The organism is Caballeronia ptereochthonis, assembly GCF_001545075.1.
In the GTDB taxonomy this organism is placed as follows: Bacteria; Pseudomonadota; Gammaproteobacteria; order Burkholderiales; family Burkholderiaceae; genus Caballeronia; species Caballeronia ptereochthonis.
This window is the reverse complement of sequence record NZ_FCOB02000019.1, coordinates 80,837-105,126: the sequence shown is the minus strand read 5'-3', so window position 1 is coordinate 105,126 and position 24,290 is coordinate 80,837. Positions and strand designations below refer to the sequence as shown.

At 63.8% G+C, this 24,290-nt stretch carries 23 protein-coding genes; 9 read left to right on the top strand and 14 right to left on the bottom strand.

The window, feature by feature from the left end; all coding sequences use genetic code 11:
• Positions 1 to 51: 51 nt before the first annotated feature.
• Positions 52 to 1,785 carry an IlvD/Edd family dehydratase gene (locus AWB83_RS20675; RefSeq protein ID WP_087047476.1) on the top strand — a complete coding sequence of 578 codons (1,734 nt, stop codon included), beginning with the start codon at positions 52 to 54 and terminating at the stop codon, positions 1,783 to 1,785.
• Positions 1,786 to 1,871: 86 nt separating this feature from the next.
• Positions 1,872 to 2,810 carry a Gfo/Idh/MocA family protein gene (locus AWB83_RS20670; protein ID WP_087047475.1) on the top strand — a complete coding sequence of 313 codons (939 nt, stop codon included), beginning with the start codon at positions 1,872 to 1,874 and terminating at the stop codon, positions 2,808 to 2,810.
• 1 nt (position 2,811) lies between these two features.
• Here the strand turns inward: AWB83_RS20670 and AWB83_RS20665 are convergent, their stop codons facing one another.
• The 5 genes from AWB83_RS20665 to AWB83_RS20645 form a co-directional block, all read right to left on the bottom strand.
• Positions 2,812 to 5,277, bottom strand: coding sequence for a glycosyl hydrolase 2 galactose-binding domain-containing protein (locus AWB83_RS20665; RefSeq protein ID WP_087047474.1), 2,466 nt, complete (start codon positions 5,275 to 5,277; stop codon positions 2,812 to 2,814).
• 68 nt (positions 5,278 to 5,345) lie between these two features.
• Positions 5,346 to 6,350, bottom strand: coding sequence for a DUF1839 family protein (locus tag AWB83_RS20660; protein WP_087047473.1), 1,005 nt, complete (start codon positions 6,348 to 6,350; stop codon positions 5,346 to 5,348).
• Complete coding sequence (locus AWB83_RS20655; protein ID WP_096059382.1) at positions 6,347 to 7,414, bottom strand: amino acid--[acyl-carrier-protein] ligase; 1,068 nt, start codon at positions 7,412 to 7,414, stop codon at positions 6,347 to 6,349. The genes AWB83_RS20660 and AWB83_RS20655 overlap by 4 nt, the downstream gene beginning before the upstream one ends.
• Positions 7,415 to 7,418: 4 nt before the next feature.
• On the bottom strand, positions 7,419 to 8,663 hold the full coding sequence (locus AWB83_RS20650) for an acyl-CoA dehydrogenase family protein (protein ID WP_087047472.1): 1,245 nt from the start codon (positions 8,661 to 8,663) through the stop codon (positions 7,419 to 7,421).
• Positions 8,660 to 8,911: an acyl carrier protein gene (locus AWB83_RS20645; RefSeq protein ID WP_087047471.1), complete on the bottom strand. Its 252-nt coding sequence runs from the start codon at positions 8,909 to 8,911 to the stop codon at positions 8,660 to 8,662. The genes AWB83_RS20650 and AWB83_RS20645 overlap by 4 nt, the downstream gene beginning before the upstream one ends.
• 410 nt (positions 8,912 to 9,321) lie before the next feature.
• Between AWB83_RS20645 and AWB83_RS20640 the strand changes: the two genes are divergently transcribed.
• Both AWB83_RS20640 and AWB83_RS20635 read left to right on the top strand, forming a co-directional pair.
• Complete coding sequence (locus AWB83_RS20640; protein WP_167389137.1) at positions 9,322 to 10,038, top strand: YdcF family protein; 717 nt, start codon at positions 9,322 to 9,324, stop codon at positions 10,036 to 10,038.
• 72 nt (positions 10,039 to 10,110) lie between these two features.
• Positions 10,111 to 10,647: an HD domain-containing protein gene (locus AWB83_RS20635; protein WP_087047470.1), complete on the top strand. Its 537-nt coding sequence runs from the start codon at positions 10,111 to 10,113 to the stop codon at positions 10,645 to 10,647.
• Positions 10,648 to 10,689: 42 nt separating this feature from the next.
• Here the strand turns inward: AWB83_RS20635 and AWB83_RS20630 are convergent, their stop codons facing one another.
• Positions 10,690 to 13,359, bottom strand: a complete 2,670-nt coding sequence (locus tag AWB83_RS20630) for an excinuclease ABC subunit UvrA (protein ID WP_087047469.1) — start codon at positions 13,357 to 13,359, stop codon at positions 10,690 to 10,692.
• A 303-nt stretch (positions 13,360 to 13,662) separates the two neighbouring features.
• A complete protein-coding gene (locus tag AWB83_RS20625) occupies positions 13,663 to 14,085 on the bottom strand; it encodes a hypothetical protein (RefSeq protein ID WP_087047468.1) in 423 nt (140 codons plus the stop codon).
• Between the two features lie 576 nt (positions 14,086 to 14,661).
• Between AWB83_RS20625 and AWB83_RS20620 the strand changes: the two genes are divergently transcribed.
• Positions 14,662 to 15,417: a FadR/GntR family transcriptional regulator gene (locus AWB83_RS20620; protein WP_087047467.1), complete on the top strand. Its 756-nt coding sequence runs from the start codon at positions 14,662 to 14,664 to the stop codon at positions 15,415 to 15,417.
• Between the two features lie 19 nt (positions 15,418 to 15,436).
• On the opposite strand, the gene AWB83_RS20615 is transcribed toward AWB83_RS20620, so the two are convergent.
• Positions 15,437 to 15,847, bottom strand: coding sequence for a hypothetical protein (locus AWB83_RS20615; protein WP_087047466.1), 411 nt, complete (start codon positions 15,845 to 15,847; stop codon positions 15,437 to 15,439).
• Positions 15,848 to 15,938: 91 nt separating this feature from the next.
• Between AWB83_RS20615 and AWB83_RS20610 the strand changes: the two genes are divergently transcribed.
• Positions 15,939 to 16,478, top strand: a complete 540-nt coding sequence (locus tag AWB83_RS20610; protein ID WP_087047465.1) for an AAA family ATPase — start codon at positions 15,939 to 15,941, stop codon at positions 16,476 to 16,478.
• Between the two features lie 40 nt (positions 16,479 to 16,518).
• Here the strand turns inward: AWB83_RS20610 and AWB83_RS20605 are convergent, their stop codons facing one another.
• Positions 16,519 to 17,346, bottom strand: a complete 828-nt coding sequence (locus AWB83_RS20605) for an alpha/beta fold hydrolase (protein ID WP_087047464.1) — start codon at positions 17,344 to 17,346, stop codon at positions 16,519 to 16,521.
• Between the two features lie 29 nt (positions 17,347 to 17,375).
• Between AWB83_RS20605 and AWB83_RS36520 the strand changes: the two genes are divergently transcribed.
• The 3 genes from AWB83_RS36520 (at position 17,376) to AWB83_RS20595 (ending at position 19,967) form a co-directional block, all read left to right on the top strand.
• Positions 17,376 to 17,558: a hypothetical protein gene (locus tag AWB83_RS36520; protein WP_159463066.1), complete on the top strand. Its 183-nt coding sequence runs from the start codon at positions 17,376 to 17,378 to the stop codon at positions 17,556 to 17,558.
• A 100-nt stretch (positions 17,559 to 17,658) separates the two neighbouring features.
• Complete coding sequence (locus tag AWB83_RS20600) at positions 17,659 to 18,306, top strand: carbonic anhydrase (protein ID WP_087047463.1); 648 nt, start codon at positions 17,659 to 17,661, stop codon at positions 18,304 to 18,306.
• A gap of 83 nt (positions 18,307 to 18,389) precedes the next feature.
• A complete protein-coding gene (locus tag AWB83_RS20595) occupies positions 18,390 to 19,967 on the top strand; it encodes a SulP family inorganic anion transporter (RefSeq protein ID WP_087047462.1) in 1,578 nt (525 codons plus the stop codon).
• Between the two features lie 4 nt (positions 19,968 to 19,971).
• Here the strand turns inward: AWB83_RS20595 and AWB83_RS20590 are convergent, their stop codons facing one another.
• The 5 genes from AWB83_RS20590 to AWB83_RS20570 all read right to left on the bottom strand — a co-directional run bounded on the left by AWB83_RS20590 (position 19,972) and on the right by AWB83_RS20570 (position 24,289).
• Complete coding sequence (locus AWB83_RS20590; RefSeq protein WP_087047461.1) at positions 19,972 to 20,796, bottom strand: anti-sigma factor family protein; 825 nt, start codon at positions 20,794 to 20,796, stop codon at positions 19,972 to 19,974.
• A complete protein-coding gene (locus AWB83_RS20585) occupies positions 20,793 to 21,311 on the bottom strand; it encodes an RNA polymerase sigma factor (RefSeq protein WP_087047460.1) in 519 nt (172 codons plus the stop codon). Before AWB83_RS20585 ends, AWB83_RS20590 begins: the two co-directional genes overlap by 4 nt.
• 60 nt (positions 21,312 to 21,371) lie before the next feature.
• Entirely contained in the window at positions 21,372 to 22,067 is a 696-nt protein-coding gene (locus AWB83_RS20580) for an anti-sigma factor family protein (protein WP_087047459.1), read from the bottom strand.
• A 102-nt stretch (positions 22,068 to 22,169) separates the two neighbouring features.
• Complete coding sequence (locus tag AWB83_RS20575; protein ID WP_087047458.1) at positions 22,170 to 22,838, bottom strand: O-methyltransferase; 669 nt, start codon at positions 22,836 to 22,838, stop codon at positions 22,170 to 22,172.
• 179 nt (positions 22,839 to 23,017) lie between these two features.
• The gene (locus AWB83_RS20570; RefSeq protein ID WP_087047457.1) at positions 23,018 to 24,289 is read right to left on the bottom strand and encodes a LysR family transcriptional regulator; all 1,272 of its coding nucleotides are present in this window, start codon (positions 24,287 to 24,289) and stop codon (positions 23,018 to 23,020) included.
• Position 24,290: the final 1 nt, after the last annotated feature.

Sequence of the window (24,290 nt, the reverse complement as noted above, 5' to 3'; positions counted from 1 at the left end):
CACGCGGACGCTTAAACTCCGCCGGATTCGAATCTGACAGGGAAGAGACCGATGGCCGCATCCAAGCCCAAGCTGCGCTCAGCGCAATGGTTCGGCACCAACGACAAGAACGGCTTCATGTATCGAAGCTGGATGAAGAACCAGGGCATTCCGGATCACGAGTTCGACGGCAGGCCGATCATCGGCATCTGCAATACGTGGTCGGAACTCACGCCGTGCAACGCGCACTTTCGCAAGGTCGCGGAGCACGTGAAGCGCGGCGTGTACGAGGCGGGCGGCTTTCCCGTCGAGTTTCCGGTGTTTTCCAACGGCGAATCGAACCTGCGTCCGACCGCGATGCTCACGCGCAATCTCGCTGCGATGGACGTCGAAGAAGCGATTCGCGGCAATCCCATCGATGCGGTCGTGCTGCTCACCGGCTGCGACAAGACCACGCCCGCGCTTCTGATGGGCGCGGCGAGCTGCGATGTGCCCGCGATCGTCGTGACCGGCGGCCCGATGCTGAACGGCAAGCTCGATGGCAAGAACATCGGTTCGGGCACGGCCGTGTGGCAACTGCACGAATCGCTGAAGGCGGGCGAGATCGACCTGCATCAGTTTCTTTCGGCCGAAGCGGGCATGTCGCGTTCCGCGGGCACCTGCAACACGATGGGCACCGCATCGACGATGGCGTGCATGGCCGAAGCGCTCGGCACCTCGTTGCCGCACAACGCCGCGATTCCCGCGGTCGATGCGCGCCGTTACGTGCTCGCGCACATGTCGGGCATCCGCATCGTGGAGATGGCGCTCGAAGGCCTGACGCTCTCGAAGATCCTCACTCGCGAAGCATTCGAGAACGCGATCCGCACGAACGCGGCGATCGGCGGTTCGACCAATGCGGTCATTCACCTGAAGGCGATCGCCGGGCGCATCGGCGTGCCGCTCGAACTCGAGGACTGGACGCGCATCGGCCGCGATACCCCCACTATCGTCGATCTGATGCCGTCGGGCCGCTTCCTGATGGAAGAGTTCTATTACGCGGGCGGCTTGCCCGCCGTGCTGCGGCGTCTCGGAGAAGCGAACCTCATTCCGCATCCGGATGCGCTGACGGTGAACGGCAAGTCGCTGTGGGAGAACGTGAAGACCGCGCCCATCACCGACGACGAAGTGATTCGCAAGCTGACCAATCCGCTGATCGAGGACGGCGGCATTCGCGTGCTGCGCGGCAATCTCGCGCCGCGCGGCGCCGTGCTCAAGCCTTCGGCGGCGACGCCCGAACTGCTCAGGCATCGCGGCCGCGCGGTGGTGTTCGAGAACCTGGAGCACTACAAGGAACGCATCGTCGACGAGTCGCTCGATGTCGACAAGGACTCCGTGCTCGTGATGAAGAACTGCGGGCCAAAGGGTTATCCGGGCATGGCCGAAGTGGGCAACATGGGCTTGCCGCCCAAGCTCCTGCGTCAGGGCGTGAAGGACATGGTGCGCATCTCCGACGCCCGCATGAGCGGCACGGCGTACGGCACGGTGGTGCTGCACGTCGCGCCCGAAGCCGCGGCGGGCGGTCCGCTTGCCGCCGTGCGTGACGGCGACTGGATCGAGCTCGATTGCGACGCGGGCACGCTGCATCTCGACATCGGCGACGAAGAGCTCGCGCGCCGCATGAGCGATCACGAACCGCCGCGCGTGCATGGCGACGGCGGTTATCAACGGCTTTACGTCGATCACGTTCTGCAGGCCGATGAGGGATGCGATCTCGACTTTCTCGTCGGCAAGCGTGGCGCGGCCGTGCCGAGACATTCGCATTGAGTCGTCGTTCAGGAGCATGCTGATCCGCTCGTGTTGCGCTGGCACAATAGCGTTATCTTTACGCTCGGAGGCAAGGGAGATATCGTATGAAAGCGGTTTATAAGCTCGGCATCGCCGGTATCGGCAAGATCGCGCGCGATCAGCATCTGCCTGCCATCGCCGCGCAGCCGGGGTTCGAACTCGTTGCGTGCGCGAGCCGCAATGCGAGTGTCGACGGCGTGCGCAACTATCGGGACATCGATGCGCTGCTCGCCGCCGAACCATCGCTCGATGCGGTATCGCTGTGCGCGCCGCCGCAAGTGCGCTACGCCCAGGCGTTGGCCGCGCTCGAGGCGGGCAGGCACGTCATGCTGGAAAAGCCTCCGGGCGCGAGCGTGAGCGAAGTCGAAGCGCTGCATGACATCGCGCGCGCATGCGGCTGCACGCTCTTCGCTTCATGGCATTCGCGCGCGGCGAGCGCGGTCCAGCCGGCGCGCGCATGGCTCGCATCGAAGGCCGCGGGCGCGATTCGCTCGGTCGAGGTGCGCTGGAAGGAGGACGTGCGGCGCTGGCATCCGGGCCAGCAATGGATCTGGGAGCCGGGCGGTCTCGGCGTGTTCGATCCGGGCATCAACGCGCTCTCCATCGTCACGCGCATCCTGCCGCACGAAGTGGCGTTGCGCGCGGCCACGCTCACCGTACCGGTCGATACGTTCACGCCGATCGCGGCGGAGCTCGATTGCGTCGCGACGAACGGTGCGCCTGTGCGCGCCATGTTCGACTGGCGTCACGGTCCCGTCGAGGAATGGGACATCGATGTCGACACGGATGCGGGGCGCCTGTCGATGCGCGAAGGCGGCAGGCGGCTTTCCATCGCGGGCAGGGAGGTCGATGTCGGACCGGAGCGCGAATATCCCGCGCTATACGAGCGCTTCCACGAACTCATCGCAACGAACGCGAGCGATGTCGACGTGCGCCCGCTGCGTCTCGTCGCCGATGCCTTTCTGACGGGGCGGCGCGTCGAAACGGAAGCCTTTGGCCGCTGATCTATGATGCGCGATACGTCGCGCTACGCGAGGCGTTGACGGCGCACACATCGCCCTCGGGCGCGGCGCGTACGTTCGCGTGCCGCGCGGCGAGGGAAATGCGCCGCGTGTCGCCCGGCGCAAGATGAAACCAGTCGATGCGCGCGAAGTAGTTCGGATCGACGACATGCACCCAGCGTGCGAGCTGCGCCGTTTCGACGACCAGGCTCCAGCCCTCGTCTTCTTTCTCGACGGTCACGTTCAGGCCGATATCCCGGCGTTCGCCGATCGACGGATCGGGGAAATGAAACGCCTCGGAAAGCACCGCGCCCGTGTCCGCGTCCCGCAGGACCACGTGCGTCGCATCGTGCGCGCGCGGACCGAAGCGATACGCATACGTGATATCGAAGAACGCGCCGATCAGCGCGTTCGACGTGATACGTTGCACGCTGCGCGGCCGCAACACGACATCGCATGCACCGCCTGCGACCTTGACCGCGCCTTCGCGAAGGCAAGCCAGTTCGAGGCGTGCGCGAATCTCATGTGCGGTTTCGTTGACGAGATGCACGTCGAGGCCGTCGAGTCCTTCGTCGAGAATCAGCGCCTGCACCGGCTGAAGCACGCGCGCGAGACCATGCAGCGCGCTCTTCGGCGCGCCGAGCACGTCGATGACGCCCCAGCCCGCGCCGGGACGCACGTCGAGCAGATTCCATACGATGCCGCCCGCGCATGTCGATCCTTCGCGACGCCATTCGGAGAACACCGCGCCGATCACATCGGCGACCACGGCGCGCGACAGCTCCAGATAACGTTCGGGATCTTCATAGCGCAAGCGCGGCACATCCAGACGATAAAGCGACTGCAGATAATATTCGCGCACGTCGTCGAAGTCCCACGCGGAGCCCGGATCGCGCGGCACGCCGGCTTTCCAGCGCGGCTCATGTGCTCGCGCACTCGGCAACAGACGCAACGCGACATCGTCGGGCACGTTGGCGAACGCGAGACACTCGGACGCGAACCGTACCTGCGCGCGGCGCACGTCGTCGAATGAGCGCTGATACGCGGGCACGCCGTAGTAATGCGTGATGCCGCCGCGCGTACCGAACGGCATCGACACCGTATCGCCGGGCGCCGCACTCGGCGAGTTCACGACATACGCGACGTCGGGCCGCTCCGCTGCGACCGCGCCTGGCAACAGCTCGGTGAAGAGGCGCTGCTGATAGGCGTCGAAGGGCAGACCGAGCATTGCCGCTTGCTGATGGACTTCGCTTCCGCCGCAAACCACTGCAAGCGATGCGAATCGCCGCGTGCGCGCGAGAAATTGTGTGGCCTCGCGCTGCACGCTGCTTCGGAAGGCTTCGTCGTCGGGATAGTCGAAGTTCGCGAACGCGAAGTCTTGCCAGACGAGCACGCCATATCGATCCGCGAGCTCATGGAAGGCATCCGATTCGTACAGCGTGATGCCGCTCACGCGGACAATGTTGAGGCCCGCGTCGCGAATCAGTTTGAAGATTGCATCGAGCCTGTCGCGCGGCGCATCGAGCGCGACGATATCCGCCGATGTCCAGCACGCGCCGCGAGCGAACACGGGCACGCCGTTCACGACGATCTGGAAGCCCTGATTGTCCGCGCCGCGATCGACTTCGATCGTGCGAAAGCCGATATCGCCCAGCGCGATATCGCCGAGCCTCACCGCGTAGAGCGACGGCTCTCCGTGCGTATGCGGATACCACAGGCGCACATTCGCAACGCGTACGCGGCCCGTGAGCGTATGGGCATCCTGCCATTGCAGGGCGCCTTGCGCTTCGCCGCATTCGATCCGGACCGGCACGGGTTCCTGCGCGTGAAAGAAGCGCACGGTGATATCCAGAATGCCGTCGTCTCCATCGACGCTCGATCGCATGTCGATCCTGTCGATGCTAGCCTGCGATTCGCCGATCAGTTCAATGGCGCGCCACGGTCCCGCAGGCTGAATCGCCGGACACCAGCCGGGCATATGACCGAGCAGCGTCGTGCGCACGTTGCGCAAGGTCGCGGGCTGCGCGAGCTTCGGACGCCAGCGCGCGCGTCCGCGTCTGGCCGCGAGCGCGGGCGCGATCGAACGAAAGCACAGATGGAGCATGTGCTCGCCATTCAGATCGACATCGATATCGTGCGCGACGAACATCGAATCCGATTCGAGCAGCCTGCGGTCGTCGAGCCATACCTCGGCGATCGTCGCGAGTCCGTTGAAGCGCACGCGCCGCTTGCCGTTACCGCTCAGCTTCGCGCGATACCAGTGATCCGAATGCGCGAACGGCTGCGCGAGCGCTTCGTCGTTGACCCCCGAAGCACGCAACGCCGATGCGATCGTGCCGGGCACGGGTGCGTCGATCCATTGCGTGAACGTATCGAGCGAGGCCGGCGTCGCGCAGGCGCCCGCGGGCGTGCTCACGCATTGCCAGCCTTCGGCAAGACGGCGCGGCGCGTGCGCGAGCGAGACGAGCATGAGTCTTCCTCGTGGATGGAAAGGGAGAACGATACCGCAGCCGCGTCACGACGACGCGGCTGCGGCCTTCAAAGGAAGCGCGCGGCGAGCGGCTCGATGACCTTGTCGTAGGACGCCTGCATCGAGGCGAGGCAATCCTCGCACGGATCGGAACGCGAACGCATGCGGGCGCGCGCGAGACGGAACTGCATGACCATCGCTTCGCTCGCAAGCGCATGAGCGCTCGACTGGATCTCGCTTGCCACTTCCACGCCGTGATCGTTCAGCCAGCCGAGATAGTTCGACAGCAACTCGAAGTTCGAGCCGAGCTGACGCATCACGTTGAACGTGTAGAGGTGATAGTACGCGGGGTCGCGTTCGAGCAGGGCGCGCAGATGCTCGGGAAATGCCGCGCGCCATTGCGCGACCGGATTCGTTGCCGGACGATCCACGAGCCGCAGCGCGAGCAGTTCGACCGAGCGTTGCACCAGGGCTTCGCCCTCGAGCGGCGCACGCGCGCGCTTCACGAACTCGACATACGGGAAGAGCGCCTGCACGTCGCTTGCGAGGTCGGGCATGAGACGGAACACGCCGTCGTAGTCCTCGCCCGATAGCGAGAAGTACCCCGCGTTGTGGAAGTACGTGATGCGCTTCGCTTCGGTGTCGATGGCGTCGATTGCGATGGTCGTCTTCGTATGCGTCTGCCGGTAGGCGGTCGCGCGCGTGTCGGGCAGCCAGAACGAGTCCACTTCCACGACCACCATCTGCCCGCGCCGCGTCTGCTCGCGCACGTGCGCTTCCACCGTGTCGTAGATCGCGAGCTCCTGCGCCTGCAGGCCGTAGAGCCTCGAGATATCGTCGAGCGAGAACTTCGGGAACGTGAACTGATCGCCCTCGAACGCTTGCGTCACGGTGAAACTGAGTGCCGCATGCGGATCGCAGCCATAGTGATGCAGCAGCTCGATCCACAGGTCGACATAGCAGTTCGTCTCCAGCCACACGCGCTCGTCGCGATGCAGCGCGTGCTGGCGGTATTCGCTCTCCGCGGGCGTGGACGTGTCGGTCACGGCATCTGCCGGCGATCGTGCGTTCATGCCTTGTTTCCCAGGTTCGCGAGCCCTTGCTCGATGAGCGGTGTCTGGTCGCCCCAGAGCAGTTGGCGCACACCCGCGGGCCATGCGTTGACATCGAGGCCGTGATGGCGGAAGAGGGCGAGCGTCGTGCGCTCCATGCCGAAGCCGACGCATGCGGTGTGCGCAACCTGATCGTCGGCCTGGCGGATGTTCCACAGCTCGCCGAAGTGGTCCTGGTGATAGTTGAACGACAGGCAAGCGGTCGGACGGTCGGGCGTCGCCACCGGCACCAGCAGTTCGAACTTGAGCTGCTGCTCGCGCTGGCTGTCGGCGACGATCTTGCCGCCGCGCCCGAAGAACGGATCATTGGCGAGATCGATCTCGAAGGGCAGCTCCAGAAGCTGCACGAGCAGCGAGCCGCGCTCGATCCACTTCTGACGGAACGCCATCACCTGTTCGGGACTGCCGACGCGGATGTACTCGCGCATGCGGAACATCTGCATGCGGCCCGGATCGATGGACGGTTCGTGACGGAAGCAGTACGAGAACGCGTCGAAGATCGCGCCGTCCCCGGCGAGCTTGCCGCGCTTCGCGACGAGCGGATAGATCGGATAGCAGGCGGCGGGCGTGAGCACGAGCCGCGTGGGCTTCTGCTGATCCATCCATTCGTCGGAACGCTCTTCGTCCTCACCGATATGCACGATCTTGTCGAGCGCCTCGAGCAGGCGATGATGCCCGCGGTCATTGCCCTGGAAGGAGTGGATCGTGCCCGCGAGATTCGGGAAGCTCTTCAGATACTCGCTGTCCTCGAAGTCGCGGCGGCGCATCGCGGGCGGAAAGCGCAGCACTTCCGCGTGCTGATCGGCGCCGAGCATGGTGATCGCCTGATTCAGGCGCTCGACGATGTCCTCGAATACTTCGCTGCGGCCATACAGGCCGTCTTCCCCGGTGTCGAGCAGAATGCCGGCCTCGATCAGGCGATCGCGCAAGGTCACGTCCGATTTGTCATACGGTGCCCGAGTCTCTTGTGTTTGTGCTTGTGCATCGGCCGGCATCATGGCGGCCTGTTCTGTCGGCATGTTCATATCGTCAAAGGGTTCCCGTTGCGGCGCGCTGCGCGAGCAGCAGATTCGCCGTGTTCAGTTCGATGCGGTCGTTGCTGATCATGAGCGGCGCCGAATGCAGATCGCGCAGATGGCGTCCCACGCTGAACGGCGTGTCGTTCTTGTAGCCGGCCATGCCGCAGATCATCAGCGTCTCCTGCACCACATGCACCGCCGATTGCGAGATCGCGAGCTTGAGCATGTTCAGATCCGCGTTGATGCCGATCGACGCCGTGAGCGGCGTGTCGTCGTCGCTCTGGCTCGTCTTGCGTGCGGCGCTGGCCGCTTCGACGGCGGCGAGCGAATCGCGCAGACGCGCCTGCATCATCTTGATGAGCGTGAGCACTTGCGCAAGCCGCGCGGCCGAGGGCGGCAACGCGCCGGGTTTGCCGCGTGCCTGATTGCGGAAGAACTGATGCGCGCGGTTCGCCGCATCGCTCGCGACGCCGCACCACACCGACGACCACAAGGTATGCGACACGGGCAGCATGCTTTCGTCGGCGATCTTCGAGAACGGCGCGGGCAGGATCTGCTCGGCAACGCCGCTCGCGACCAGACGATGCCCTTCGCTGCATGTGCCGCGCATGCCGAGCGTGTCCCACGTGCCGCGCGGCTCGAGCGTGAGCTTATCGCGGGGCGCGACGATCAGCACCTGATCGGACGGCGGCGCATCAGGATGACGGCGCGCCGTCACGAGAATGCAATCCGCATACGTGCCGTACGAAATGGTCGGGGCGAGCTTCTCGATGCGAAACGCGTTATCGACGAGATCGACCGCGCAGGCGCTCGTGCGCATGTTGCCGCCGATGTTCTCCTCCGACGTCGCCGATGCGAGCAGCAATTGCTCGTTCACCAGGCGCGCAAGAAACTCGCGCTGCCAGGGCACGCTCACGCCATGATCGACGATGCACACGACCTGGCTCTGATGCATTGCATAGATCATCGCGGATGATGCACAGCCTTGCGCGATCGCTTCGCACAGGCGAGCCACGCCGGTGAGCGAGAGGCCGTCCCCGCCATGAATGGCCGGGACCATCGCGGAAAAGAGCCGTTCTTCGCGCATCGCGGTGACGGCCTCAGCGGGAAAGCGCGCTTCCCGGTCCACTGCATCGGCGTGCTTCGCTGCAATGGCGGCGACGCGCTTCGCGGCTTCGATCAGCTCGCTCTCGCTGCGCGCGTGCGCGCTTTGCGCGAGCTCCGCTGCTTCCTGCTCCTGCGCGGGGGCATTCATGCTGCCGCCTGCGAACGACGCAGTTCGTCGACGGCGGCGGCGAGCGAATCGACGCTCGAAAAGAGCCGGCGCGTGAGCATGTGATCGGGGATCTCGATGCCGAATTCGTCCTCGATCGCGAGCATCACATGAACCGTGGCGAGCGAGGAAAGACCTGCGGCGTAGAGATCGGCGCTGTCGGAGAGCGTGTCGATGGGCATGTCGAGTCGAGCGGACTCAGCGAGGATGCGGCGCAATTCAGTTTTCATTGTCTGTGTATTCCTTTGTACCCGGCCAGCGGTGCAGTGAATCCGGAGGGCGACGATGAGTTCTTATCGAATGTCGCTTCGGTCCGGGGCGAAATGGCGGTGGTGTTGTTCACTTCTCGTGAAGACGATTTCACGAGAGCCCTCGCACGCACCGTCGTCGTTGTTGTTTGATCGTATTTAACGAATTACGAGGCCCACGCGTCCGTGCGATGGCGCACGGTGAGCTTCGATGAACGAAGAGGCTCTTTGTGCGACATCAGGCACGCTTCCATCTGTGCAATTCCTGCAGACTGGCCCCTGCCGTGGCAAACCCGTCATGCAGTAACTCCTGCGTGTAGCACGCGCCGTACCTTGCAAGAAATATGCGAGGCTGCAAGGTGTTTGAAAACTTATCGTTTCAGGTGAGGTAATTGGTACTGATCTGCCTGCTGCTCATGTTCATCGCGTTGTTCATCGTGTGGAAGAAGCGGCGTGTCGCGATCTTCCTCGTGGCCGGCGCCGTGTTCTGGCTGCTCGGAAGCTGGATCGCGGGGCCGCTCGTGCGGCTCGCGAACCTCGGCCACGACACCATGAACGATCCCCGCTTCGGCGCGCGCATGGTGATCATCGTGCTCGGCGGGGGGACCCAATACGATCGTCATCGGCATTTGGTTCCGATGGGCGATTCGATGACCCGTGTCGATCTCGGCGCTTCGCTCTATAAGCGCTGCATCGAGATGGAGAAGGAATGTCTCGTCGTCGTGAGCGGCGGAAACCCTCAACATCACGAGCAGAGCGAGGCGGATTTGTATGGAGCTTTGCTCGTCGACAGGGGAGTGAAGCGTTCGGATCTGATCCTCGAAGACAAAAGTCTCGACACATACGAGAACGCGCGCAATACGGAGAAGATCCTACGGTCGCGCCAATACGACACTTCCGTGCTGATTACTTCATCGTTGCACATGCGACGTGCGTTGCTGGCCTTCGAGGCGTTCGACCTGCATCCACAGCCCGTAGTTGCATTCATACGTAATCCAAAGTCATGGTGGGTGCCGCATCCCGAAGGATGGATCGATTCGAACAGCGCGCTGCGCGAGCTGCTCGGGATCGTGCGCTTTCATCTGTTGCGATGGATCGGCTGGTGGTGAACGCGGAGCGTTGCAGCCGTCGCCTACAATATCGATGAGCGTCGTTCGGCGCATCGAGCTGGAGACCATCCGATGAATCAACTGATTCGCGCCTTCGCGTTTGCCGCGGACAAACATCGCAATCAGCGCCGCAAGGACGCGGAGGCATCGCCGTACATCAATCATCCGATCGCACTCGCCGATGTGCTCGCCAACGAAGCCGGCATCGACGACGAGCGCGTGCTGCTCGCGGCCGTGCTGCACGATACGATCGAAGACACCGATACGTCACACGATGAACTCGTGCGATGGTTCGGTGAGGAGGTTGCGCATATCGTCGCGGAAGTCACCGACGACAAGTCCTTGCCGAAGGCCGAGCGCAAGCGGCTGCAGATCGAGCATGCGGCGCATGTCGGTCATCGCGCGAAGCTCGTCAAGCTTGCGGACAAGATCTGCAATCTGCGTGACATCGCGACGATGCCGCCCGCGGACTGGAGCGACGAAAGAAAGCGCGAGTATTTCGAGTGGGCGAAGCGCGTGGTCGATGCATTGCGCGGCGCGCATGCGGGTCTCGAAGCGCTATTCGATGAAGCATATCGGCAAGGAATGCCGCCACGCCGCGCTGCCTGACGCTGCGCGCGAAGTAATGTTTGCCGCGCGCTTCTCTCTCGTTCAACCTCCCAGCGCTTCCTTCAGATAACGGGCGGTGCGGCTCGTGACATGTTTCGCGACCCTGCCGGGCGTGTTCGCCGCGACGATCCTGCCACCGTCCTCGCCCGCGCCGGGACCGATGTCGATGACCCAATCGGAAAGCGCCGCTACGCGCATGTCGTGCTCGACGACGACCACCGTATTGCGCGCGTCGACCAGTCCCTGCAATTGCGCCATCAGGCGGTCCACGTCGGCGGGATGAAGTCCCGTCGTCGGCTCGTCGAGGACATAGAGCGTGTCGCCGCGATGTGCGCGTTGCAGTTCCGTCGCCAGCTTGATGCGTTGGGCCTCGCCGCCCGAGAGCTCGGTGGCGGGCTGACCGAGTCGCAGATAGCCGAGACCGATGTCGCGCAGCACCGCGAGCGCGCGCATCACGTTCGGCTCATCGGCGAAGAAATCGCATGCGGCATCGACGCTCATGTCGAGCACTTGCGCGATGTTCTTTCCTCGCCACTCGATTTCCAGCGTCTGCGGGTTGTAGCGTGAGCCGTGACACGTCGCGCAAGACGTGTAGACGCTCGACAGGAACAGCAATTCGACGCTCACGAAGCCTTCGCCCTCGCATGTCGGGCAGCGTCCTTGCGCGACGTTGAATGAAAAACGTCCCGCGCCATAGCGACGCTTGCGCGCGGCGGGCGTGTCCGCGAAGAGCTTTCGGACATGATTGAAGAGACCGGTGTAGGTCGCGAGGTTCGAACGCGGCGTGCGGCCAATCGGCTTCTGATCGACTCGCACGAGACGCCGGATCGTCTCCATGCCGTCGACGATGCGGCCGGCCGCGGGCGCATCGGCTGCCGAGAAGAGCGGGTCTTGCTCGTCTTCCTCCGTGTCGTCCAGCGCGCGTCCGAGGTGCTCCGCGACGAGCTCGGGCAGCGCCTGACTCACGAGACTCGATTTGCCGGAGCCCGATATGCCGGTGACGGTCGTGAAAGCGCCGAGCGGAAACGCAACGTCGATGTCATGCAGGTTGTTGCGCGTGATGCCCGCGAGCCGCAGCCATCCGCGCGGCTTGCGGACGGTACGCTCGATCGTCTCCTTCGGCGCGAACAGGTGCTTGCGCGTCTGCGATGCGTCGATCGAAGCGAGTCCCGCCGGCGGCCCGCTGTAGAGCACATGACCGCCGCCTTCGCCCGCGGCCGGACCGACATCGACGAGCCAGTCTGCGCGGCGCATCGTATTTAGATCGTGCTCGATGACGAAGAGCGAATTGCCCGCGGCCTTCAGGCGTTGCAGGGCGGCGAAGAGCGCTTCGTTGTCGGCGGGATGCAGGCCCGCGGAAGGTTCGTCGAGGACGTACACGACGCCGAAGAGTTGCGACGCCAGTTGCGTCGCGAGGCGCAGGCGCTGCAATTCGCCGGACGAGAGCGTGGGCGTCGCGCGATCGAGCGACAGATAGCCCAAGCCGAGGTCGATCAGCGTGCCGAGCCGGTCGAGCAATTCGGCGGCGATGCGCTCGGCGGCGGCGCGCTTTTCGTCGGAGAGATTCGGCGTGCGGCGTACGTCGGGCGCGGCCTTGTGCGCCGAGCCGCCGGCCGCGACGCGCTGTGCGGTCGCGGCGTGGCGGGCTTCCCTGGTGAGCGTCTCGGTCGGTGCATCGTCGTGCGCGGGCCATTCGCCGCGCGCGATGGGCCCGAGCAGATCGGCGAGCCGGTTCAGCGGAAGACGCGCGAACTCGGCGATGTCGAGGCCCATGAACGTCACCGACAGCGCCTCCTTCTTGAGCCGCTTGCCGTGGCAGGCAGGACAATCGCTGCCGATCATGAAGCGCGATACGCGCTTTTTCATGAGCGCGCTTTGCGTGTGCGCGAAGGTGTGGAGCACGTAGCGGCGCGCGCCGGTGAAGGTGCCCTGATAGCTCGGCTCCGCGCCGCGCTTCAGCGCCGCCTGCGTTTCTTTGGGCGTGAGGCCCGCGTAGACGGGCACGGTCGGCTGCTCCTCTGTGAAGAGGATCCAGTCGCGATCCTTCTTCGGCAGGTCGCGCCACGGCTTGTCGACGTCATAGCCGAGCGTCACCAGAATGTCCCGCAGATTCTGCCCATGCCACGCGGGCGGCCAGGCGGCGACGGCGCGCTCGCGGATCGTGAGCGAGTCGTCCGGCACCATCGACTTTTCCGTGACTTCGTAGACACGGCCGAGCCCGTGACATACGGGACATGCGCCCTGAACCGTGTTCGGCGAAAAATCCTCCGCGTAAAGCATCGGCTGCTTCGGCGGGTAGCTGCCGGTGCGCGAATACAGCATGCGCACGAGGCTCGAGAGCGTCGTGACGCTGCCGACCGACGAACGCGCGTTGGGCGCGCCGCGCTGCTGCTGAAGCGCCACCGCGGGCGGCAAGCCTTCGATCGAATCGACTTGCGGCACGCCGACCTGTTCGATGAGCCTGCGCGCGTAAGGCGCGACGGATTCGAAGTAGCGGCGCTGCGCCTCGGCGTACAGCGTGCCGAATGCAAGCGACGATTTGCCGGAACCTGACACGCCCGTAAAAACGACGAGGGCATCGCGCGGGACATCGACATCGACGTTTTTCAAATTATGCTCGCGCGCGCCCCGAACGCGCACGAAACCTGCCCTCGATGCATTCGCAGCACCGTCATGTGGGGTTGCCTGGGACCTGGCTTTGCGGACATCCATGGGAAGGGTGGCTCGGAGGCGAGCGCAGGAGAAGTGCGAAAGGAGCATGCAGCATGCCATATTCCAGATGGAACTTTGCGTTACGCATCCTGAATGCAAAATGCACACCGAGGCCGCTCGCCGGTTTTACATGCGCTGATGGCAGGCGTGACGATAGATGTTTCGTGCGGGGCGATGGGGAAATCGGGAGGCGACGACGCGCCCACGGCTGGCAGCACGCGCCAGGGCTTTACTTCAGGCAAAAGAAGAAGCGACGCGCGCGGCGACGCACAAGGGCGCCCACGCCCATTTCATCCGTGAGGGTCAGGCTGAAGCGCCTTCCACGTCGATATCGTCGGTACCGAGCCGGGAGAAGATGTCGCATACCGCGCGCATCTCGGCTTCGTCGCGGATGCTGACGATCACGCGCGTGATGCCGCAAACGACGTCCGCATCGCCACCGTCGGCGCCGAACGCGGGCAGTATGTCTTCGCCGGAAACTTCGAGACCGAACGGGTACTCGTGAGTATCGACCACGCCGAGATGCTCGCCGTGTCCGGCGTATTCGGCCGCGATCCACTGTGTCTGCAAGCTGGCGCTCTGTATCTCCGAAGAACGAAAATCGGCAAAACCGCTCATGCTGGCCACACGGACCCGATCACCCGTGATGCCCTCCGCGCGTAAATCGTCGAGTGCTTCATCCAGCTTACGGGAGCTGAAAAACGCTCCGCTTACTTCACGCATCATTGCTCGTCTCCTTGCCTGCAACCCTCGATGCCGCGTTTCAGTATCGCCGTGAACGCCGCGAATGTGAAGACGGGTGTACACCGGTTGTCGTCCCGAGAGGAGTGAAATGCACGAGAGGTGCGCGGAAGGACACATAACCACGCACGGTGCGACGAACCGGTGTGCCGCTGCTCGGGCTCGCGAGCGCGCGAGAAGATGGTGAATCCAACGGATGCGGACGAGGATTCGCGAGCCTGACGATGAAGCGAACGTCCCGAAATTCACGCGAACGGACGCAGCCGGCGCACGGACCGATGCCGCCTGGCGGGCGAGTATTCACTTCATGCGATACTTGAACTTTACGCCGCAAGAAACGGTTTTTCAACGGTTTGTTGTGTCCCTAATCATAGGATGTCGAAGGTTTTTTCGCCTTGTCTTTTCCGGGCGGACGACGCGGGATCCGATGGATTCGCGGAGTCCCGCACCGCCGACCGCGCGGTTCCATGCATTCAAAATGCCCGCACCATCGATAGTCATCGTACAAGCTGTCCCCCGCCCTATAATGGGCGATCGAGCACAATCACGATCGGCCTTTCAATGTCCCAAGCACTCTCGTCCGGCGCGCTGCGCCGCTCTCGCAATCTCACCGAGGAAGTCGTCGCCGAGTTGTCGGAGCGGATTCGCAGCGGCGCGCTTCAGCCTGGCGACAAGCTGCCGACGGAATCGGAAATCATGGCGCAGCTCGGCGTGAGCCGCACGGTCGTGCGCGAGTCCATTTCGCGGCTGCAGGCGGCGCGCCTCGTGCATACGCGTCACGGCATCGGCACCTTCGTACTGGAAGCGACAGATCAGGATCGTTTCCAGATCGAGGCCGCGGGCGACCTCACCGTGCGCGACGTGATGGCGATCCTGGAACTGCGCATCAGTCTCGAAGCGGAAGCGGCCGGGCTCGCGGCCGTGCGCCGCACCGATGAAAACCTCGCGCAGATGCGTCGCGCGCTCGACGAATTCGAGCGGCTGATCGAAGCCGGCGAAGGCAACGCGGTCGCCGCCGATGTCGCGTTTCATCTCGAACTCGCCAAGGCTACGGGCAACCGCTATTTCCATAGCATCCTCAGCCAGCTCGGCAATACGATCATCCCGCGCACGCGCGTCAACTCTGCCGCGCTCGCGCACAACGATCCGGGCAGCTATCTGGATCGCGTGAATCGCGAACACGAGGATATCTACGATGCAATCGAGCGACGCGACCCCGAAGCGGCGCGCGCCGCCATGCGCATGCATCTGTCGAACAGCCGCGAGCGGTTGCGGCGCGCACATGAAGGGTCGCCGAAGACCGCGGACGCGAGTTGAGCCAGGCCTATCCTTCTGGCTAATCTTCGTCCAGCATGACTGACAGCGTGCTCGCCTCGCTTTGCACGCCGGCATTCAGGTCGATCTCGTGCGGCATCCTCTTCGCAATCGCACGCAACAGGCGTGGCGAAAAGTGCGCGCCGAAGCGCGCTAACGCGGCTTCGCGCGTGGCGTCGTCGGCATGAGACAGCGCGCGCAACTCGTTCAACGGCAAGCCCACGAACAGATCGATCGCATAGGGCGGCGCATCGGGGTCCGCGGTCGTTTCGGGCGAATCCGGCGCGCGTATGCGCAGGCCCGGCTGCAGATGCGTTTCGAGTTCCATCGTCACTTCATATTGCGCTTCGTTCTCTAGCGCCGCGCGCGCTTCGCTTTGCAGAAAGGGCGCGACGGATTGCAGGCGGGCCAGTTCTTCGTCGGAGAGCAGCATGCGTTTTCTCCCTGAAATATCGATTTACGCTATCACGCTCCAGCAGCACTTGCCGGTCCAGCCGGCGCTCAGGCCTGGCCGGGAATGAACGATGAACAGGTTCGTAGTGGTTTCGGGCTGTTCTGGCGCAGGCAAGTCGACGCTTCTGGCCGAGCTTTCCCGCCGCGGTTTCGCAACCGTGGAGGAGCCGGGACGACGCATCGTGCAAGCCGAAATGCAGCACGACGGAAATGCGTTGCCATGGCTCGACATGAGCGCGTTCCTGCATCGCGCGATCGACATGGCCCACGCCGATCGCGCCTCGTTCAGCGAGGCGCGGAAATGGGTATTTTTCGATCGCGGACTGATCGACGCCGCCTCAGGTCTGGAACATCTGAGCGGGAAGCCTTACCTGAGCGCGCCCGGTCTTGCGGATGCGTACCACCGGCATGTGTTCATGACGCCGCCGTGGCCCGAAATCTTCGTTCAGGACGACGAGCGCAGACACGAATTTCAAAGCGCGCACGATGAATATGTTCGCCTCGTGAGCGCGTATCGGAAGCTAGGTTATGACGTCTCGATGCTTCCAAAGACCGACGTTGCCGCGCGCGCCGATTTCGTGCTCGATGCATTGGCTGCTTGGCGGCTCTAGCGTCAGCGAACGCACGAGAGCGTTGACAAACGCCTGAGCATCAGTCGCGATGCGTCGCCACGAATGCGGCAATCGCATTGTTGACTGCATCGGCCGCATCGCGATGCGGCGAATGTCCGCAGTGCGACAGCTTGACGAGTTGCGTCTGCGGGACGGCCCCCTTGATCTTGTCGATCTGAAGCATCGATGCATATTCGTCGTCGCGTCCCTGAATGGCGAGCAAGGGACGGCGGATCGGCGCAATCTCTCCCGTGATGTCCCAATGCAGGAACTCGGGATTCAACCACGCGTCGTTCCATCCGTAGAAAGCCGAATCCACGTCGTCGTGATAGGACCGCAACTTGTCCCTTAGCGCAGTGGTTTCATAGGTGGTTCTCGTCTCCGCGATGGCCTGCACCGTCATGGCTTCGACGAACACGTGCGGCGCCATGATCGCCAGACCGGCCAATGCGTTGGGGAACGCGCTCGCATAGAGCAGGGCGATCGTGCCGCCATCGCTGTGACCGATGAGCCACATGCGCGAGCGTTCCCGCGCATCGATGCCGAGCGCATCGAGCAATGCGGGCAAAACGTCCTGTGCCTGATGATGCAGAAAGCTCGCCGGCCACTTCTCTCCCGCCTGACGTGGCGTCGAGCGTCCATAACCCGGCCGCGAATATACGAGCCCCCGGCAATTCAGGCGATCGCACAGCGTTTGCGGCCATCGTTTCCATAGCGCGATCGAACCGAGGCCTTCATGCAGGAACACGGCGATGGGCGCATCGACCCGCTCGGGGTTGAGCCATCGATATTCGATGCGCACAGGATAGGCGCCGCAATTCAATTCGGCGAAACGCGTCATATCGATGCTTGCTGCTTGATCGTTCATGGCTCTCGGGGCTGAACATGGAGCGAAAGATGAGCGCAAAGATTAACAGACGCCGTAAGCGCGACGTTCAGGCTGAAATCAAACCGGAAGATCGCATGCATCATTCGCGTGCACGCATTGCAATAAATAGAGTGATCGGCTCATCTGCAAAGGCATATTCGCCAAGCCGATTTTTTTCTCTGGACGCGCCTGAACTTTTTCTGCGAAAGTAATTCGTAAGAAACGCGCCGCATGCAATGCAGATGCGGTCCTTATTCGAGTACTACTTGCGTCGGCATCAAAGGCGCGCTGTCTGTTTCCGGAGAGAAATGCATGAATCGACCCAAACGAATGCTATTGGAAAACATTGCCTGGGCGCGCGAGACCGCGCATGCCGATGCGCAATTTTTCCCGCGGTTAGCGCAAGGGCAAAGCCCCAAGGTGCTCTGGATCGGCTGCTCGGATAGCCGCGTCCCGGCCGAGACCATCACGAACGCGAATCCCGGAGATCTCTTCGTCCATCGCAACATCGCCAATCTGTTCTCTCCTTCCGACGACAATACGATGAGCGTGCTGGAATATGCGGTGCGCGTGCTGAAAGTCGATCACGTGATCGTGTGCGGCCATTACGGATGCGGCGGCGTGCGCGCCTCACTCCTGCCGTTGTCGAGCGACTTGCCGCACGTGAATCGCCATATCGCGCCGCTATGCGCATTGGGCGCGCGGCATCGCGAAGAGCTCGACGCATTTGCAGAGCTCGACGCCCGCGCGAATCGCCTGGCCGAGCTTAATGTGCTCGAGCAAGTGCGGCTGTTGCGTCACACGTCCATCGTGCGTGATCGCGACGAACCTCCGCTCGTGCACGGCTGGATTTTCGGCCTCCATGACGGCCACATCAAAGTGCTGGCCTCCGGCTACGACGATGCGCGCGATACGCAAGGCGGCGCGCACCTGACGTCCGCATCGCTCGAAACGGTCTAGAGCGTCCAACTTTCCGATCGATTGCCATTCCATGCGATGTCGCTAAAGCGACGCTCGCAGGCGCCCACTCGTGCAAAAAAATCATGAACTCCGCTAATCGTCTTGCCACTTTCCCGCGCGATCTGTTTGCGGGCACTGTCGTGTTTCTCGTCGCGATGCCGTTATGTCTCGGCATCGCCAATGCATCGGGCGTCGAGCCGTTCGCCGGGCTGCTGTCCGGGATCATCGGCGGTCTGGTCGTCGCCTTGCTGAGCGGCTCGCATTTGAGCGTAAGCGGGCCGGCCGCGGGCCTCATCGTGATCGTCGTCGACGGCATCGCGGGGCTCGGCAGCTTCTCCGCGTTCCTGCTCGCGGTGCTGCTCTCGGGCGCGATCCAGTTCGGCTTCGGCATGTTGAAGGCGGGGCGCTTCGCGGCCTACGTCCCTTCGTCGGTCATCAAGGGCATGCTGGCCGCCATCGGCCTTCTGCTCGTCATCAAGCAGATTCCGCTTGCAGCGGGCTTTGCCAATAACGGCGCGCCGGCCGCGAGCGGCCCCGGCATGCTCGGCACGCCGTTCGGCCCGGTATCGGTTGCGGCGTGCGCGGTGGCGGTCGTATCGCTCGCAATGCTCGCAGGCTGGGAGACGCGCGCGATGCGTCGCTTCGCGCTGGTGCGCGCGGTGCCTGCGCCGCTCGCCGTGGTCGCGTTCGGTATCGGCATGACGCTTTTGCTCGATCTGTTCGCGCCCGGCTTCGCGCCGCCCGCGCAGCATCGCGTGGCGCTGCCTTCGCTCGAATCGCTCTCCGCGTTCACGAATGCGCTCGAGTTGCCGAACTTCTCGCAGTTCGTGAATCCCGATGTATGGCGGCTTGCATTGACGCTCGCGATCGTCGCGAGTCTCGAGACGCTGCTCAGCCTCGAAGCGGTGGAGCAGCTCGATCCGAAGAAGCGCACGGCGCATCCGGACCGTGAACTGAAGGCCCAGGGCATCGGCAACATGATGGCCGGTGCGATCGGCGCGTTGCCGATTACGTCGGTCATCGTGCGCAGTTCCGCGAATGTGCATGCGGGCGCGCAGAGCCGCTGGTCTTCGTTCGTGCATGGCGCGCTTTTGCTCGCGAGCGTGTTCGCGCTGACGAGCGTCATCAACCTGATTCCGCTTGCGTGTCTTGCGGCCATCCTGATCTTCACGGGCCTGAAGCTCGCCAAGCCTTCGCTCTTTGCCGACGTCGCGAGGCAGGGCATCGAACGCTTTGCGCCGTTCATCGCGACCATTGCGGGCGTCCTGGCGACCGATCTGCTGATGGGCATCCTGCTCGGCATCGCATGCAGCCTGGCGCTTGCGGTGCGCGCCAATCTCAGGCGTCCGATCGCCATCGCGCAGCACGACGATCATTACCTTCTTTCGTTTCGCAAGGACGTGTCGTTTCTCGCCAAGGTGACGCTCAAGCATCATCTGCGCGCGATTCCCGATGGCGCGACGGTCATTCTCGACGCGTCGAGAGCCGACTATATCGACCCGGATGTGCGCGAGGAGATCGAGAAGTTCGTGGCCGCGGCGCCGTCGCGGGGCATGCATGTCGAATGTCGCAAGCTGCCGCGCGGGCAGGCAGAAGCGCGCCTGCCCGCCGTACGCAGCCGCTGGTCCGGCCTGACGAGGCAGGGCATGTCATCGGAATGAGCGATCAGCCTGGCGTCGATGGCGTCAGTTGCGCATAGACGTCGTGCGCGAGTTCGAGCATCACCTTGCGATCGATGCCGCCCGACAGCGCGTAACCGAAATCGCCATCGATCCAGTAGAAGACATTCACGGGTCCGTCCTGATACAGCTTGAACGCAGTGGTGTTCGACCTCGTCTTGCGATGCGAGATGCATAGCGTCACGCGCTCGCCCTTGGCATCGCGATACATGAACTGCGCGACAGGGCCGTCGTCGCCTGGAAGGATGCGTCCGCCCATCAGCTCGAAGCCGCTTTTCGTGAGCATGGGCGGATGCACATCCGTGCCGAGCCTGTTCGAAAGGTACTGAACGAAGTCCTGTTCGCGGTCCTTGCCGATATCGACCGGCCGATCGACGGCAGGCATATACACCACATGCGCGATCGCGGCCTGTCGCGCCATGCCCTCGACGCCGTTCGCACTGACGGCGCTCGCGTTCGACGTGCTCGTTCCCGTGAGCGACACCGCATCCTTCCCCATGTTCGCGCCGATGCCAATGCTGATGCCCAGCACGAGCGCCGCCGCCATGCCGGCGAATTGCGGCCAGTTCGCGGCGCTGAACCAGCGTTGCTTCTTCAGCGTGCGCAGGCGTGCGGGCACGGGCTCGTTGAGCACGCGATCGTATCGCTCATGGAACATGTTGTTGAGCGAGAAGTAATCGCTCACTCGCGCGGCCAGCGCCGGATTGAGTTCGATTGCACGTTCGACCTGCGCGCGGCGCTCTGCCGAGAGCGCGCCATCGACGTAGGCGTGAATGTCTTCTTCGCTGATCGGAGCCTGTTGGTCGCTCATCGCACCACCTTCAACTTCGCATCGGGTTGCGCGCCTGCCATCAATGCACGCAGCCGTTCACGGCCACGGGAAAGCCGCGACATCACCGTGCCCACGGGAATATCGAGCGCCATCGCTACTTCCGCATAGCTCATTTCTTCCAATCCGACGAGCAGAACGACTGCGCGTTGTTCGGCGGGCAGACGTTGCAATGCAAAGTCGAGATCGCGCATTTCGAGCGAGCCGAGCTGATTGCCCGGCACGGTGATGTCGGTTTCGCTCGTGGTGTCATCGTCGACGGACACGTGCACCGCACGTGCCGACGCCTTGCTCACCTGATTCACGAACACGTTATGCATGATGGTGAAAAGCCAGGCGCGCAGATCGGTGCCCGCTTCGAACATCCTCGCGCGCGACAGTGCGCGTTCGATCGTGTCCTGGATCAGATCGTCCGCGAGATCCCGATTGTTGAGCAGCGCGCGCGCATAGCGGCGCAGCCTCGGGATGTGTTCCATCAGTTCGTCGCGGATGTCCATTGCGTTATCCGTCGTATGTTGCGCGGCGCGCCCGATGCGGTGAACGGCGATACGCGCATTTCATTGCGCCCTTTGCGCCGTCATCGTCAAGGCGTCGGCCGCGCGCATGAGTCCGTGCGTGCCGGCGCGGCCGGCGAGCGCGTATCGCTTGCCGCCCGTCGTCCATGAGAGCAGGCGGATGTCGCCCACCCGCTGCGCACTCCAATGTGGCTCCTCGCCGGCGAAGGGCGCCCGCGCCGTGAGCAGGATCACGGCGTCGCCGTCGGCGTTCCGGTAGTCGAACTCGTCGATATGGGCGAATGATCCCGCACGACGCAGCTTCGTCGCAACCAGTTCGAGGCCGACCGGCGTGAGTTCGGTGAAGTAAGGGTCGTGCGAGACGAGCGGGGGCGCACTGGTGCCGTGGGGGCTGGATGTCTCCGTCAATGCCATGACCGCCGACGCATCGAGCATGTCAGCTGATACATGGGCGGCGGCGCACCAACCGGCGACGGCCAGAGCAGAGCATGCAACGAGCAGGGTATTGCGCAGCACGCTTCTTGCCGGCGGGCGGGCTCCAGGCGATTCATGCCGGTGATGCGCCGAGACCCGATCGAAAACGTTCGGCATCCGCCGGTTCAGATGACGATAAAACGCGACCCGTTGCACCTCGCCCGGACGCGCGTCGAGATAGCGCCCGACTCGCGCGGCGCGCGCAGGCGGCAGGCTTCCGTCCGCAAAAGCCTGAATATCTCGTTCCGTTAGCGGGTCATCCATGTCGGCGCATCGATTTTTTGTGCTCTCGATGGGCTAACAGGCGGGCCGAGCGTTTTATTCCCCGGGGCTATGAATATTTATTCAGACGAAAAAGTCACCGCTTCAATCGGAGACGATCGAGAGCGAAAAGCCGTCCCAACCCTTGCTGCCCACCGTCTGAATTGCCGTGGAGGAAATGCGGGCATCCGAGGCCAGCATGTCGAAGAAGGCGCGCACGCCGATCACGTCCGGATCGGTGCTGTGGGGATCCGCGATGCGGCCAGCGCGGATCACGTTGTCGGCGACGATTACCGTTCCCGGCCGGCTGAGACGTAACGCCAGGCTCAGATACGCCGGATAGCTCTTCTTGTCGGCGTCGAGAAAGATGAAATCGAACGGCGGTATGCCGTCGCGCACGAACGCTTCGAGCGTATCCACCGCGTCGCCGACGATCACCGAAACCACGCCCGATAGTCCGGCACGCTCGATGTTCCTGCGCGCGACTTCCGCATGTCGTTCGACGGCTTCCAGCGTGAGCAAGGTGCCGTCGGCGGGCAGGGCGCGCGCGAGCCAGATGGTGCTGTATCCGCCGAGCGTGCCGAGCTCCAGGATGCGCCGTGCGCCGCGCATGCGCGCGAGCATCTGCAGCAGCTTGCCCTGGTTCGGTGCGACATTGATGGCGGGCAGCCCCGCCTGCGCGCTGTCCTGCAAGGTTGCCGCGAGCGTTTCGTCCTGTGCTCGAGTACGCTCGCACAGGTACTCGTCCATTGCGATCCATTGCCGTTCATTCATCGATTGTCCTTTGCCTTTGTCGGGAAGGCTCGAGATTGACGCGATTCAACGACTACACCATACAGCACAGCAACGGATCGATACAAAAAGGCTTAGCGCGATAAATAATTCAGATGGCCCCGCAAGCATTCCGCAATCAAGGTGACATACGCCGGTCATCAAATAAAAAGCTCGACACGTCAAACGACCGTCTTCGCCGCGCTCGACGATTCACGGCGCATCGCGTGCCCGAGCTGGTCGACCGTGAGACGGATCGCGTCGATCATCGCTCTTGCCGCCGGCGAAGGCGTGCCGCCCGCACGCAATGTGAGGCCGATCTCGCGCCGCGTATTCTGCATGGCGATGTCCAGCACCGTGAGCTGACCCGATTCGCACTCGTAATGCAGTTGCTGCGCCGATACGGCGGCGAGCATGTCGGTGTGCATCAGCAGACCGCGAATGACCGCGAGGTCGGCGGTTTCGACCGTGGGCATCGGCGGCTTGAGCTTCCATCGCTTGAACTGCGCCTCGAACATACCGCGCGCGGGCGCGTGGCTGCGCGGCAGAACCCATTGTGCTGAAGTCAGCTCCTTGAGCGACAGTCCGCTCACGCCCGCGAGCGGATGTCCGCGCCGCGCGATCACGACGATGTCCTCCGACATGAGACGCTCGTTGGCGAGCCCGCTCGATGCATCGTTCTGGCGCAAGGCCCCGAGCACGAAGTCGATATCACCCGCACGCAGTCCCGCGACGAGCGTTTCGTACGAGCTCTCGTCGGTCACGACCCGCACGCCCGGATACTGCGCGGCCACGCGCGCGATCGCACCGGGCAGGATCAGGGTTCTGCCGAGCGGCAGCGCGCCCACCGTCACGTAGCCCTGAATCGTGCCGCGCAAGGCGGCGAGATCGTCGGGAATGTGGCGCAGTTCGTTCAGCGCGCGGCGCACGTGCAGCACGAACGTTTCGCCCTCGCTCGTGAGAAGAAGTCCGCGCGGGCTGCGATAGAACAGTTGCATGCCCGCGCCCGTCTCCATGATGCGGATCGCGCTGCTCACGGCCGGCTGGCTGAGGCCGAGCGTCTGCGCCGCGCTGGGCATGTGGCGGTGACGCGCGAGCGCGGAAAAGAGTTGCAGCCGTCGCGTGTTGAGCAGAAACGCGGGAAGCGTGCCGCCGGCCGTCGCGGTCCGGCGGCGCGATTGTCGCACCGCGCACCACTGCGCGAGTTCTTCCAGCTCCGTGAAGATGCGCTGGCAGCGCAGCAGCACCGCGCGTCCGGCGGGCGTCGGCAACATGCCTGAAGGGCGGCGTTCGAGCAAGGTTTCGCCGACCGCCGCCTCCAGTTCCTGCAGCGAACGCGTGACCGCCGATTGCGCGCGAAAGAGCGCGGCCGCGGCGCGCGTGGCACTGCCGGTCTGCGCGACGAGCCGGAACGCGCGCAGGTAGGCGAGGTTGAGCAGCTCGCGATTGTCCATG